The organism is Pseudomonas sp. MS15a(2019), from assembly GCF_013277805.1.
GTDB lineage: Bacteria > Pseudomonadota > Gammaproteobacteria > Pseudomonadales > Pseudomonadaceae > Chryseomonas > Chryseomonas benzopyrenica.
The window spans coordinates 1-13003 of the sequence record NZ_VBTN01000019.1; the positions used below are offsets into that span (position 1 = coordinate 1).

The 13003-nt window shown below is 56.0% G+C and carries 10 protein-coding genes and 3 pseudogenes; 8 read left to right on the forward strand and 5 right to left on the reverse strand.

The genetic code is table 11. The annotated features are described in order from the left end of the window. Window positions 1-15: 15 nt before the first annotated feature. Both FEZ61_RS24665 and glnQ read right to left on the reverse strand, forming a co-directional pair. Window positions 16-760 (reverse strand): annotated as a pseudogene (locus FEZ61_RS24665) (FAD-binding oxidoreductase); the annotation flags it as partial. Beyond that, window positions 760-1085: pseudogene (glnQ, locus tag FEZ61_RS23500) on the reverse strand (glutamine ABC transporter ATP-binding protein GlnQ); the annotation flags it as partial. The pseudogenes FEZ61_RS24665 and glnQ, both read right to left, overlap by 1 nt. Between glnQ and FEZ61_RS23505 the strand changes: the two are divergent. The 6 genes and pseudogenes from FEZ61_RS23505 to FEZ61_RS23530 all read left to right on the forward strand — a co-directional run. Further along, window positions 1081-1296 (forward strand): annotated as a pseudogene (locus FEZ61_RS23505) (IS3 family transposase); the annotation flags it as partial. The pseudogenes glnQ and FEZ61_RS23505 sit on opposite strands and share 5 nt — an antisense overlap. 40 nt (window positions 1297-1336) lie before the next feature. After that, window positions 1337-2884 carry a hypothetical protein gene (locus FEZ61_RS23510; protein ID WP_132833156.1) on the forward strand — a complete coding sequence of 516 codons (1548 nt, stop codon included), beginning with the start codon at window positions 1337-1339 and terminating at the stop codon, window positions 2882-2884. Window positions 2885-3292: 408 nt separating this feature from the next. Continuing rightward, a complete protein-coding gene (locus tag FEZ61_RS23515) occupies window positions 3293-3823 on the forward strand; it encodes a hypothetical protein (RefSeq protein WP_017641163.1) in 531 nt (176 codons plus the stop codon). Then, window positions 3820-4881 (forward strand): conjugal transfer protein TraF, encoded by a 1062-nt coding sequence (gene traF / locus FEZ61_RS23520; RefSeq protein ID WP_081594589.1) that lies wholly within the window; start codon window positions 3820-3822, stop codon window positions 4879-4881. The genes FEZ61_RS23515 and traF overlap by 4 nt, the downstream gene beginning before the upstream one ends. After that, window positions 4865-6295, forward strand: a complete 1431-nt coding sequence (locus FEZ61_RS23525; protein ID WP_017641165.1) for a conjugal transfer protein TraH — start codon at window positions 4865-4867, stop codon at window positions 6293-6295. The genes traF and FEZ61_RS23525 overlap by 17 nt, the downstream gene beginning before the upstream one ends. Next, window positions 6295-9384: a conjugal transfer protein TraG N-terminal domain-containing protein gene (locus FEZ61_RS23530; RefSeq protein ID WP_145156339.1), complete on the forward strand. Its 3090-nt coding sequence runs from the start codon at window positions 6295-6297 to the stop codon at window positions 9382-9384. Before FEZ61_RS23525 ends, FEZ61_RS23530 begins: the two co-directional genes overlap by 1 nt. A gap of 27 nt (window positions 9385-9411) precedes the next feature. Here FEZ61_RS23530 and FEZ61_RS23535 read toward each other — a convergent pair whose 3' ends face one another. Together FEZ61_RS23535 and FEZ61_RS23540 are read right to left on the reverse strand one after the other, a co-directional pair. After that, entirely contained in the window at window positions 9412-10191 is a 780-nt protein-coding gene (locus tag FEZ61_RS23535) for a hypothetical protein (protein WP_132833157.1), read from the reverse strand. Between the two features lie 114 nt (window positions 10192-10305). Beyond that, entirely contained in the window at window positions 10306-10602 is a 297-nt protein-coding gene (locus FEZ61_RS23540) for a hypothetical protein (protein WP_017641168.1), read from the reverse strand. A 319-nt stretch (window positions 10603-10921) separates the two neighbouring features. Here FEZ61_RS23540 and FEZ61_RS23545 point away from each other — a divergent pair, with 319 nt between their 5' ends. After that, on the forward strand, window positions 10922-11224 hold the full coding sequence (locus tag FEZ61_RS23545) for a hypothetical protein (RefSeq protein ID WP_037064001.1): 303 nt from the start codon (window positions 10922-10924) through the stop codon (window positions 11222-11224). A 226-nt stretch (window positions 11225-11450) separates the two neighbouring features. On the opposite strand, the gene FEZ61_RS23550 is transcribed toward FEZ61_RS23545, so the two are convergent. Then, window positions 11451-12131: a heavy metal response regulator transcription factor gene (locus FEZ61_RS23550; protein ID WP_017641170.1), complete on the reverse strand. Its 681-nt coding sequence runs from the start codon at window positions 12129-12131 to the stop codon at window positions 11451-11453. 372 nt (window positions 12132-12503) lie between these two features. Here FEZ61_RS23550 and FEZ61_RS24545 point away from each other — a divergent pair, with 372 nt between their 5' ends. Beyond that, on the forward strand, window positions 12504-12713 hold the full coding sequence (locus FEZ61_RS24545; RefSeq protein ID WP_081594590.1) for a co-regulatory protein PtrA N-terminal domain-containing protein: 210 nt from the start codon (window positions 12504-12506) through the stop codon (window positions 12711-12713). The last annotated feature ends 290 nt before the right edge of the window (window positions 12714-13003 follow it).

The following is a 13003-nucleotide window of genomic DNA, read 5'->3' on the forward strand; positions in this document are numbered from 1 at the left end:
GGCAGGTTTTTAGAGGTGCCCTTTGGTGGCGATCACCACCTGCTCGGCGCTGACCGAGGAACCGTCCGCCAGGCTGGCCTGCCAGCGTCCATCCCGAGAATGGAGGCCAGTGACCGGGCTGCGCTCGTGCAGGCGCGCGCCCGCCGCCTCAGCCGCCCAGGCCAGGCCAGGCCACGCAGATAGGACAGCGGCTGGATGCCGCCGGCCCGGCCATCGCGCCAGCCGCCGGCGAAGGCCGTGGTGCCCATGCGGCTTTGCAGCGCCTCGGCGTCCAGGCAATCCGCGGGCACGCCACGGGTCTGCCACTTGCGGGCCCGGGCATGCGGCCCCGGCACGCCCTTGGCGGAGTAGGACACCTGCAGTCAGCCCTGGCGTACCGAGGTGCAGTGCATGCCATGGCGGGCGATGAGGTCGAAGACCAGGTCCGCGGCACCCGAGATGGCCGCGATCAGGGGCTTCGCTCGGGACGGGCCGAACAGCCGTTCCAGTTCATCGGATCGTACTTGAGGGTCGGATTGACCTGGCCACCGTTGCGCCCCGAAGCGCCCCAGCCCAGTTGGTGAGCCTCCAGCAGGCAGACATCGACACCGGCCTCGGCCAGATGCAGGGCTGTGGAAAGACCTGTATAGCCGCCGCCGATCACCAGGACGTCGGTGCGTTGGGTACCCTGGAGCGGCTGCAGGGGTGGGCCAGGGATGGCGGTAGCGGCCCACAACGAGGGCGGCAGCGGTTGTCCTGGGGAGAGACGGGCAGCATCCATCAGCGCGCACCCCCGCTGGGTGTCAGGACCCGGCGCAGGACGTCCTGGGTGCGAGGATGCTCGGGCGCACCGAGCACCTGCTCTGCCGGGCCGCTCTCGACGATGCGACCGCCGTGCAGGAAGCAGACGCGGTCTGCCACCTCGCGGGCGAAGCCCATCCCGTGGGTCACTCGTGGGTCACCACCACCATGGTCATGCCATCGGCGGCCAGGTCGCGCATCACCTGGAGCACCTCGCCCACCAATTCGGGATCGAGCGCCGAGGTGGGTTCGTCGAACAGCATGGCGGCCGGCTTCATGGCCAGGGCGCGGGCGATGGCTAACTGTCACGACAACGCGGTCGCGGAACGCTTTTTCCAGTTGCTGAAGCGGGAACGCATCCGACGGAAAACCTACGGAACCCGCGAAGAAGCCCGCAGTGATGTGTTCGATTACATCGAGATGTTCTATAACCCCAAGCGACGGCACAGCAGCGCTATGCAGCTATCGCCAGTGGAGTTTGAAAAGCGCTATTTCCAGAGCTTGGAGAGTGTCTAGGAAAGCTGGGGCGATTCAGCTCAACGAGTTGTGGACGAAGGTGGCAATCGTCCTGGCCAAGACTAATGATGAGTTTAGGGAGAATTTATTAGGCCTTGCTGACCGCCATTTTGCAGAGTCTGAAGCTGGTTTGACCAAAAAGTCTGGGGGTGATTCAATACGCCCATTCTCTCTCGAAGATATATGGCACGGGCATCTTCGTGAGGCGAGAGTCGATGATTCTAGTTGGCCTTGGGTGGAAATATTAGCTGAGCTGGATTTCGACAAGCTTTTTGGCTGGCTGGATCAGGCGAAAAATCTCTTATTAATAAATCGAGTACTCGATAGTCCAGAGCTTTATCACAACTACGATTTGTGGGAGCGGCTTACTCTTCAAGCTTCTCAAAGCTTTAAAGACGATGGGTCGTGGAGCGGGGCGCTATTGCTACCTAGCTTAGTGAGATACGGAAGCGCAACGATCATTAATATCGCCGATAGTCGTGAGTATCCACCTGAGGTGTTGAAGGCTCATGCACAATCATTGCTTAGCCGTTTCGTAGATGTCCTTTCAAGCAGGGCAGATTTTTTGGGATTGTTCAAGCGTTGGGGCATTTGGCTAACTCGGCAACATCTGAGGTTTCCTGACAAGAGCGTGCATCAAGAGCGAAGGTTGGAGGGTCAAGATATATTTTGGGCATTGGCTGACAAAGTCCGCTCTCCTTACTGTCCCGCTTTCTCCGATCAGTTGGATAGTTCTTGGGAACCGTGGGTTTACCAGTCCATGCAGGCTTTGCTACATTCAAGAGACCCTGAAAAGGTTCCGCCGCCTGATGTCAGTAGCTTTATCGAAGAGTGGAGTTTGACGCCGACCGAGTGGGAATCAGCGAAAGGGGATATGCTGAGGGCGCATATTCGTGAATATAATGAAAGTCTTCCAAACAGCTATGCATGCCGAGTGCTAGGATATTCTGTTGCGTTACGCAGCCAGTTTGCCACTGACTGGATCAATATGTGGGATTCAAGTTCGAGTGTTAGAGAGATTCTCGAGTTTCGCCCAACGTATAGGATTTCCGAGAAGTGGCGGCCTTCAGATGTTTCAGATCTGATGGGTACTCTAGTCGACGTAGGCCTCGGAATTTTAGACTGTAACGCGAATGAGCAGGAGCCGACCGATCCAGTTGCTCTCAAACAGTCCGCTGCGCTCTATAACGCGTTGTGGGAGGCTACTAATGAGATGATGAGTATCGATTTCTACGGAGAGGAGTTCTGGCAGGTTATGCAGCAGCATCTTGTCATTCGTCGTCTCCAATGGGCACTCGAGGCAGAAAGTGAAAATGGTGAAGATTACGCTAAATGGCTAAATGACACCGCTTATCCGACCGCACACGGGGCGCTTGCCCTGTTATCAACTAATTCGTCTTCCTTTATTTCTGTGCTTCCGTTGCTTCTGCAGAATAACATCCCGAAAAAAGACTTAAAGGAACTGATTAGGAAGGCGGGCATCGATTTAAATCCTATTGCCGATAGCGCAGCTAGATTTCGTGATGGCCCTGAGAGGAAGCTCAAGATTAACTCCGGACACGTCCGTTTGATCAACGACCTAGCTTAGTCAGGAATGATCTCAAGTTTTGGGCTTTTTCGAACAGTCCGGCGAGCTTCCGAGGGAAGCTCGCGTTCTTAGTGGCTCTCCTTCCGTGCTGGACCTCGTCGCTCCAAGTGCCCGTGGTTAGCGATGCTGATTTTACAGCGGGTGTCGCATATGGCGCCCACCTGTTCCTGTTGCTCTATTGCCGTGAAGAAGCTCTTTCACGAGGGCTTTTTTGGGCTCGCTGGTCGGGCGTCGCTACCCCGCGGTGATGCATTACCCGGCTTTGGTGGCCGATCGCTATAGGTCACACCGCCTCCATCTTTCACGGCTGAAGCGTTGTTAGCGCCCTAAAAGGGAGTGAATCGAACGCTTTTGGTCCGCGCGAATCCCTAGCCTTGTGTGCATCGAATCAATCCTCCGGATGCGCGCATGATCTTGTCCGTCGCTACGCCCGAAGCTGTCACGAGCTCGTTCACCCCCACATCCAGCCTATCGGGCCTGCTGGACACCTACGGCGACGTGATGACGCCGGAGCAGATAGCGGAGGCGCTGGAATACAGCGTCGGCTATGTCCGCAAGAAGATCGGCTGCGCCAAATTCCAGCACCTCCCTTGGGTAGCAGCGATCGCCCCACACCGGCGCCGGCAAGGGCTCAACTGGGTCTACGGCACGCATGGCGTTGCGTCCTTCCTGGACAGCCAGCGTAGCTCGCTGGAGAGCATTAGCGCCCCTTCGAAACATCTACCTAAGCTCCTGCAGGCGTATGGACCGTCGATGCCGGTCGCCCAGGTGGCTGATGCACTCGGCTACAGCGTTACCTACGTCAGCAAAAAAATCGGCAATGCCGACTATCAGCACCTGCCGTGGGTAAGCGCGATCGGATCGCACCGACGCAAACGAGGCTCGCGCTGGGTGTACGCGACCGTCGCGGTCGCCTTGTACCTGGACGGTAGGAAATGAGGCGCGCGCTTTTGGCTGTAGCCGTCGCTGCAGTACTCTCGCCGGCTGCATTTCCAGGTAACGCGAGCGCGGCGGACAACGCTGCGGATGGCGTGAAAGATTCTTTCGCTGCGCCTGGTAGCGAAAGCTTCTACCGCGGTAAGGCAGAGGGCTGGTTTTGGTACAAGGATCCGCCCGAGGAGGAGCCGGAGCTCGAGGTAAAGGCGCCTACCCCTCCTCCGCCCCCACGTGCGCCCATCCAGAAGGCTGAGCCACCGGCCCCTCCGCCGGCGCCGCCAGGGCCAGAGCTGTTCAGCGTCGCCTGGATCCGCGACAACCTGCCCAAGTATCGCGACCGCGCGATCGACAATCCAACCGATGCCAACGTGCAGGCCTACTACTACCTGCAGCGCGTGATGATGGACAAATCGTCCAAGTTCTCCGAGCGCTCCAGCCAGGTGATCATGCGTGATCCCTTCCTGGACGAGGATAGCCGGCGGCCGGTGGCCACCTACGCTGCCAATGCGCTTAATCGGGAAGTCTCGAACAACCGAGATAAGGTGCTCAAGGGCCTGGCCAACAAGGTCGGCCTCTTCTTCTTCTTCAAGGGCAATTGCGTGCTCTGTGCTGAGCAAGCGGCCGTGCTGCAGTCCCTCACCGCGGCCACCGGCATCCGGATCATCCCCGTCTCGCTGGATGGCGCGCCCCTCGACAACGGGCTGTTCGCGAATTACCGCACCGACGATGGCCAGGCCAAGAAGCTCGAGGTCTATCAGGCCCCTGCCCTCGCCCTGGCGATCCCGCCGGGCCGCACCGAGATCGTCGGTTACGGCGCCATCACGCTGGACGTGCTGTTCAACCGGGTCTTGATCGCTGCGCGCGAAGCCTCGCTTATCGACCAGAAGACCTTCGCCTCCACCCAGCCGTTCTTCGACAACGGCCTGCTGACCCTCGAGGACAACGACGGGCTCAGCCAAGACCAGATCGACCAGGACCCCGCCGCATTCGTTGAGAGCATGCGCCGCAAGCTCGCCCGCAAGACCATAGATGGAGAGGTGCCCCATGAGGCGCAGCAGTAAGCAGTCGTTGTGCGCAGCCGTGCTGGTTGCGGCCCTCGCGCCCCTGGGCGCCTACGCCAACATCGAGAGCCAGCTGGACTCGATGTTTAACTCGATGTCCAACAGCACAGACCCGGGCATGTACCAGACGGCGACTCGAGGCGTGGTCAGTGGCGGCTCGATGCGGATCCGGAATCAGATCGCAACGGCGCCGGTGGTCTCCTTCCGACCACCCTCCTTCCAGGCCGGCTGCGGCGGCATCGACATGTTCGCCGGCTCCTTCTCGTTCATCAACGCGCAGCAGTTCGTTCAGTCGCTGCGCTCCATTGCCTCCAACTCGGTCGGCGTAGCGTCGGGCTATGCGTTCAAGCTGGCGCTCAAGGCCATGGGGCCTACGGTGGAGAACACCATCGCCAACCTGCAGGAGACGATGCAGGACCTCAACGGCCTCATGTCCAATAGCTGCCAGCTTGCCCAGGGCCTGGTGACGGACGCGTTCTCGGCCTTCGAAGGTAAGGAGAATATGCAGACTGCCACCGGTAACACCATCAAGGGATTGGCCGATAGCTTCGGATCGCTGTTCTCCGGAAGCAGCAACTCCAAGTCGCCGATCGAGATGAAGACGGATGCCGGTAACGTAGTGAGCTGCGAGGACACCGGCAACGTCGTCTGGTGTGCAATGAAACAGTACAACAGCCAGCAGTTCTTCAAATACGGCTCTCAGCAGACCGACGAGCTCATCATGTCCTTCACCGGATCCGTGATCATTCCCGGGCTAGAGCAGGCTGAAGATGGAAAAGGCAAGGTGATCGTCACTAAGCCGCTGATGCCGACTGGCATCTCGCTGCAGGACATCGTCGAGGGTGTCAAGACCGAATCGGTGCCGGTCTATTCGTGCAAGGAAGATGCAGTCTGCCTGGAGCCGCAGCTCTCTAACCTGGCCTTCGACGGCCTGGCGCAAAAGATCATCAAGATCTTCAACGGATCGGGAAACTCCGTCGGCATCGTCACGAAGTGGGCGACGAATACCGGCACCTTTGGTTCTGATGAGACCGGCTTACTGAACATGATGCAAAAGCCCGGCTTCTCCGCGATGGTGCAACGCCTATCGCAAGGCAGCGAGTCGATGGCGAAGGGGTTTGTTACCGGCCATTCCAAGATGCTGGCGCTCGAGGGCGCCTACTCGCTCGTCAAGTCGTACATCGATACGGCCGAAGCCGTGATCACGAAAGGCAAGATGGTCGACAAGCTCGGCATGCCTGCCGGTGATTTTATCGGTAAGGCGAGGGAACGGCTGATGCAGGAATACCAGGTGCTGCTCACCCGGTATGGCAACGAGAATGACCTGCTGCTCGACTACCAGGCGCGCATGCGATCGCTTCCTCCGCCTGCGGCGTTTATCAACGTCGAGAAACCTGTGCAGGGGGGTGAGTGATGGAGTTCTCTATCTATTCCATTGGCTCCGCTACCTACCTGGAGAGCATCCTCAACGCCGTGGCCATGATCTCCGGGTCGGGCAGCATCGAGTCCCTCGCCAAGGTGGGGTTGTTGATCGGTACCCTGTTCCTGGGATTCCAGGCGGTCTTCAAAAACCAGGCTATCCCCTTCCAACAGGTTGGCGTGGCGCTGATCCTCTACATGGCGCTCTACGGGCCTACCGGGCGCGCCGTCGTAGAGGACGTCTATGACGGTACCGTCGTGGTGGTCGACAACGTGCCTATCGGTCCCCTCTTCGTGGGCTCCGTGGTCTCCAACATCGGCTACAAGCTCACCAAGGAGATGGAGCAGGCCTTCTCGACGCCGGCGATGACTACCTATGGGTTCGCTGATCCCCTCACCACCCTAATGAAGGTCCGCGGCGCGACGCGCAATGTGTTGGCTATGCCGTCTGTGATGGGCGAAAGCAACGCGGGCGGCGATTTCGTACGCTCATGGACGAACTACATCAAGGAGTGCACTTTGGTCGGTGTCGGGCGCAACATGACGGCCTATGGCGCCCTCATGCGCAGCAATAGCCCGATCGACGCTATGCGCTTCGATAGCGACGTTTACGGTACCGAGATTTACGAGGGCAAGACGGGTACAGGCACCTACTACAACTGTTCCCAGGCCCATACCCGGCTCAAGGCTCTCAGCGTCTCGGCACAGCCGGGCGTCATGGATGATGTCTCGAAACTAGCGTTCCAGAAGCCGGGCAAAGTCGTTACAGGTGACGATCTGACCACCCGCGTGGACGATGCGCTGCGTGGCCTGAATCTCCAGGTGGCGGATGCACGTGCCTTTACCATGGCGTCCATTCTGCTGCCGATCTTCGAGCGTGCGCCCGCCCAGAAAGCGCTGGAAGACCAGCAGAGTGCCTACGCGATCATGCTCGCCCAGGCTCAGGCGCAGCAGGCCACGCAGTGGGCCGCCGAAGGCTCGATGTTCACCCGGTACGTTCGCCCGTTCCTGACCTTCTTCGAAGGACTCATCTACGCAATCACCCCGTTGATGGCGTTCCTGCTCGTGATGGGCACGTTCGGCATGAATCTCATCACCAAGTACATCACCATGCTGTGCTGGATGATGCTGTGGCAGCCGATGCTCGCGATCGTCAACCTCTACACGAACTGGTACACCGGCACGGTCATGGAAGGCCTGCTCGCGACGACCAGCACGGTGACAGACGGCAACGCGCTGTCATTCGAGATGCTGAAGCAGATGCTGCCGGCCTTGGATAGCGCGATCGGGGTGGCTGGCCTGATGGCTTCATCGGTGCCAGTGATCAGCATGTTCCTGGTTTCCGGCAGCGCGTTTGCGTTGACGAGCATGGCCCAGCGCCTCGGTGGCACGGATCAGATCAACGAGAAGATAGTGACGCCTGACGTCGTGAAGCCCACCGAAGGTTTGGCGACTACGCCCTATATGACGAACGACTTCGTCAATGGCACTAGAGTTACCGGATCCGAAAACACCCGTGGCAACATCAATATTGGGCAGTCTCTATCTAGCGCAGCCCAGTCGCAGAAGTCTGTTGCTGAAGGAGCATCGGAAACCTTTACAAAATGGTTGACAAGTGCTTACGGTAAGCAATTTGAACAGGCAAAAAATATCAACGAACAGGCCGCAGTAGGCCGTAGCGTTGCCAATTCATTCGGGCTATCAAATGACGCAAGTTATCAAAACTCCGTTAATGAACTGCGCGCGCGGGGATTCAATCAGAATCAGATAGATGCGGTCACTGGCAGCATTGCTCTCGGGGGATCGGTCAGCGGCGGCCTAGGCCTTGGCAATATGGGAGGTAAAGAAGGGGCGGACGGAAAGGCTAAGGGCGGAATTGATTTTGGGGGTTCAGCACAAATCAATGGCACTACTCAAAGTTCGACTACGCGCAATGATGGTCAGAGCTCGAATGATGTAATGCAGGCAGCTAAAGCTGCAGGCTTAGTCGAGTCGATCTCAAACTCCTTGCGTCATGAAAACTCGTCAAGTCTTGCGACGTCATTCCTAGGATCAGAAAAGTTAGGTCTCAGCCAGTCGGATCAAGAAACATTGTCACGATCTGCCCAGCAAGCTATAAGTACGCAGAAGCAGTACACCGAAACTGCGGGCTATCTTCAGCAGTCTGGTTCCTCACTTTCGATGACACCAGATGCTTGGGCTGGAAAATTAATACGCAAAGGCAAGGCCGATGCTGTAGTTGCTGAAGCCGTCAACAACTATGGCTCGCAGATGAAAGAAGCAGAGCGACTTTTTGACACCGTTGATCCGAGTCGCAGGAGCGTCGCAGCTGCACTGCATACTCTGGCGAAAAACAATGACCTCGGTGTTCTAACGAGTGGCGTTTCCGACAGAGACATGTACACAAACCCAAGGCACAGTGGTGAGCTTGGAGATCAGCCTACCTCCCTTCAACACTCGAGCTTCACCAGCCTTCGCGAGCCGGCCGCGCGCGACCTAGACGCTGAAACATCCCGTGCTGGGCATTCTGTCAACGAAGGAAGTTTTGGAAGTCGATTTGATTCCGGAAACGCAGCCGCTCGCGACGAAAAGCAGGTCGAAGCAATTCATGATGGCCATAATGCCGATGTTAATAAGAAAGCCTACACGTTCGGTAATCGGGCGACCAGTGACGGCGTGTTCGAGGCGACAAGGCGTCTTGAAGAGAAAGGCAAGGGCTTGAGCGACCTTGGTGAGTCCGTTATGAGTGGCATTCCGCAGAAATTTATGAATGCACTAAGTAGCGCCGCGGGTACGCGTGGAAATATAGCTGAGTATCAAAATGAAGGCATGCGCCTTGGATTGGATAAGGATCAGGCGCATGTGTTTGCTGCTGCTCGAACCGGCGAGTTGAATAATAATGACCGGGGGGCATTCATGGAATATGCAAGGCATAGAGGATTCAACGACAACATGGCTTCGGGTATGTTTGATAATCTAGTTCAGGCCGGATTGAACGATAATGGGTCAAGCGCAGTTATCAATGATATTGTCGCGATTAACAACAGCGAAAAGCTAGATAGAGAGTTTGTTCTTGGTAGGTGAAGAAAAGGCTGCGAAAGCAGCCTTTTATCAAAGGTAACGGTCGGGTGCAGGTACTTCTGTCCCATAATTCATATTTCGCTGTACGTCTTCCGAGCTTCTCGCGATGCTTGGTGTGTAGGGGTCAGCAAGTACCGTATGGTCAATAGTGAACCTGTCATCCAGTGCGTCAGGAAAATGATTTATGCTATTGCTACCTGACTTGCATTTAAGGTCCATCACTAATGTTAGCGCGCTGGCTAGCGATAGCAATAAGGCCGACATGCCTGGATGATAGGCAATGGCGATAACGATGCAGCTAGCGAGCAGCGTCGCTGAAAGCAAAATCACATTTCTCCCACTACTCAACTTCGAGTTGGTGGCAGTGCCGAAAGAAGCTACCGCATACAAGGCCATTACTGCAAAGTATAAGTACTGGTCATGGTCCATCTTACTGCTATTGCAGTAGACAACGCCGTAGAGAGTGCCGAGTATAGCGATACCATGCCGCACAAGAGAAAGTGCTGCACTCTCTTTTAGATTGCTCTCAAGCTTCTCTATACGATGACGAAAGAAGTTACTCCAGCGTTTGGCAGTCTCTTGCTCCAAAAAGTCAACCGCGTTGATAACATAAGCAAGTTCTTCTTGAGTCGGATATGACTCCATGGCTATCGCCTTGAGCCGACCAACTGTGCGGGATATTGATGGAGGGATATTACTAAATCGATCAATCTCGAATTTTTCCAGACTCACTGCCGACGAAGGTAGCTTGAGATATCTCTCCAAAAGAGCTTCGGCTTTCCGAAATTCACCAGCGATAATCGGATGCATGATGCACCTCCTGATTCGATAGACCTATGGTATCGCAGGTCCCAAAAACGCAAGGGTCGCTAAGCCGCCGTTCGCGCCGCTGATGCGCCCTTCCCTCCGTGTTATGGGCCGCCGCTAAGGCGAGCCAAGCTCTGCGCCAGGCGCCGCTGCTTGATCGCGTGCGAGAAGGTTCGCCTCGAAATGGCCGATAGCCACACGCGCCGCCTCAGCAAAGCTTGCGATTGACAGGGCCACCCACAGGAGATGCGGTTCGGCCTCGTCGTCCAGATGATCGACTGACACCGCATAGGCGCCGCCCCAGCTGGATGAATCCTGGATCTGGACGCGTGTCGGTTTCCCGCAGTGCTGAAGCACGAACTCGGGGTCGCTAGTATCGGTCCCGGCTCGTTTCTTGAAGCTGTAGCTGGTCATGGGGCCATGCCGAGATAAGGGGAAAATTCACTCACATCTCTCCTACCTGATTGATTTATCGGGCCTTTTCCATGATGGGGATTTTTATGGAAGCATGACGAGATAACGGAGAAATTAAGACATTCAAACCATAAATGTTTGATTTCTAGGCTTTGTGTTGCTCTCACATGCTTGCGCATGTTCGCCCACCCCCAATAAATCTCAAGATATCCTTCTCCCCAGTGATGGTTCGAGGCGGCCTGCGCGACATCTTCCATTTTCGGTCTCGAATGTGGGCTCGATGGCAGCTGTAAACCTTCTCTCCTCGGAGGTGAGGATCATGCGGCACGTTGCAATGCAGCCAACGGAAACGACTTCAGACGTTACCTGTGACGCTTGTTGCCAAAGCACAAGTATTGAGGGCTATGGCCAGCAGTTTGGCGTTCTTCAAGCGTGTTGGAACTATGGTTCCAAGCATGATGGTGAGCGTTATGAGGTTCACCTCTGCGAGCCCTGCTTTTTCCGAACGCTGGCCATGCTACGTCGGGAGCGAATGGTTAACACCATGTTTGATGATGATCTTGACACCAATCAGGATGAGTTCGGTTTGGTGCGCAAGGATGATTTTTGGGCCGAAGGTTGAGTATGCCGGCCAAAGACCGGTTCGTAGCATCTCATTCACGACGATGCGACCCTGACAAATCCAGTCCGTCGGCGGCGTTGCTCCGTTGACGCCCGCCCAAGTTAAGGCGTGTCTGCTTCTGGCCCCGGTAACGGTTCATGGCTATCCGCACCGCCTTTGGCAAGCGGTGAATGCTCAATCAGCTTCAGTTGCAAGCCAGAAATACATGGTCTACTTCAGACCATCCCTAGCGGTCTGGCGCGTCGATCAAATAGCCCATCCCACGCGCGGTTTGTATGAGCTTAGGTTCGAACTCATCATCGATTTTTGCTCTCAGCCGTCGTACCGCCACCTCAATCACATTGGTATCGCTGTCGAAATTCATGTCCCATACTTGGGAGGCGATAAGTGACTTTGAGAGCACTTCCCCGCGACGCCGAAGTAATAGCTCAAGAAGAGCGAATTTCTTTGCAGTTAGGTCTATTCGTTTCCCCGATCGCGTAACCCGACGCCTGAGCAGATCGACCTCAAGGTCGAGGAGTTTGAGTATTGTTTGGTTGGGAGCATTATTGCCGCGGCGAAGCAACGTACGGATCCTTGCTAGCAATTCGGAGAAGGCAAACGGCTTGATGAGATAATCATCAGCGCCCAACTCCAATCCCTTTACTCGATCCTGAACCCCGTCTCGGGCGGTGAGAAAGAGCACGGGAACCTCATTACCGGCAGCGCGGACTTTCTGTAAAACCTGCCACCCATCCAGGCCAGGCATCATCACGTCTAAGATGAGCAAGTCGTATGTGGTATGAAGCGCGTGCTGAGCAGCATCGGTCCCGTTTTCAACTCTATCGACTGTGAAGCCTGCCTCTGAGAGCCCCTGCTGTAGGTAGGTGCCTGTTTTCGGCTCGTTTTCAGCAACAAGAAGCTTCATGAAAGTATTCCCTCCGGCATTTGGAACAGTGTGCCGATTGTCAGGGCGTGCAGCCAGTACCTTACAGAAACGTAATGCTCGCATCATCTGTCTGACAGCTTGTAGCGTTAACGTCTACATCAGCAGTTGCTCCCACACTCTGCTTTTTGGCCTTTCCACGCTCCTTTGGCCTATCGGCGCCTAAATGGCGCCTTTTTTTTGACCGCTGGAAGCAAGGCCGCTTGCGCTCACTGCTTGTCTGCATTGCTGACGAAACCGTAATGTCCAAATCAGCATTTTGACAGGTACGCTCGGTTAGCTTAGACACAAGCCCAAGCCTCTGTTTATGGAGCTGCGCTGGGTCTCCCGTGTCTTCGAACGAGGTAACAAGTAATGAAATTTTTCAGATCCCTTTCTGTACTACTCGCCATCGCAGCAAGCTCTTCCTATGCAATGGCAGAAGGTGGTGGTGATCGTACCTTTGCTCGTATGGAGCAGGCTCGCCAAGTAGCGATCGCTAATTATCAGGCTGACCAGAAGGACCAAGCCCAAGAGGTAGCCTCAGAGGCAGCCTCAGCGAAGCACGCTCACGCTAATTGCTGAGGCGAAACCTTCGGCAAATGTGATCACGCAGATTCTGAACTATGGCAGCTACTACGAATGTTGAAGCTGCCACGGTGTTGGCACTGCAACATCAGTTGTTAGAACCGACGAAGTCGGTATTAGCTACGCTGAACCTTGTCTCGTTAAAAACGTTACCTAGCACCCCCGCACCAAGCGGGTGAACCGTATATTGGCTAGTTAAAAATCAATCTTCTTTAACGGCTAAGTTGATAATTGTTGAATGAATCGCCCCAGCTTTCCTAGACATTCTCCAAGCTCTGGAAATAGCG

Excerpts from the sequence above, each read along its gene's own strand:
- FEZ61_RS23550 (WP_017641170.1), bottom strand. The coding sequence starts at position 12,131 with ATGAAGCTTCTTGTTGCTGAAAACGAGCCGAAAACAGGCACCTACCTA.
- FEZ61_RS23540 (WP_017641168.1), bottom strand. The coding sequence starts at position 10,602 with ATGACCAGCTACAGCTTCAAGAAACGAGCCGGGACCGATACTAGCGAC.
- FEZ61_RS24545 (WP_081594590.1), top strand. The coding sequence starts at position 12,504 with ATGAAATTTTTCAGATCCCTTTCTGTACTACTCGCCATCGCAGCAAGC.
- FEZ61_RS23535 (WP_132833157.1), bottom strand. The coding sequence starts at position 10,191 with ATGCATCCGATTATCGCTGGTGAATTTCGGAAAGCCGAAGCTCTTTTG.
- FEZ61_RS23545 (WP_037064001.1), top strand. The coding sequence starts at position 10,922 with ATGCGGCACGTTGCAATGCAGCCAACGGAAACGACTTCAGACGTTACC.
- FEZ61_RS23525 (WP_017641165.1), top strand. The coding sequence starts at position 4,865 with ATGAGGCGCAGCAGTAAGCAGTCGTTGTGCGCAGCCGTGCTGGTTGCG.
- traF (WP_081594589.1), top strand. The coding sequence starts at position 3,820 with ATGAGGCGCGCGCTTTTGGCTGTAGCCGTCGCTGCAGTACTCTCGCCG.
- FEZ61_RS23515 (WP_017641163.1), top strand. The coding sequence starts at position 3,293 with ATGATCTTGTCCGTCGCTACGCCCGAAGCTGTCACGAGCTCGTTCACC.
- FEZ61_RS23530 (WP_145156339.1), top strand. The coding sequence starts at position 6,295 with ATGGAGTTCTCTATCTATTCCATTGGCTCCGCTACCTACCTGGAGAGC.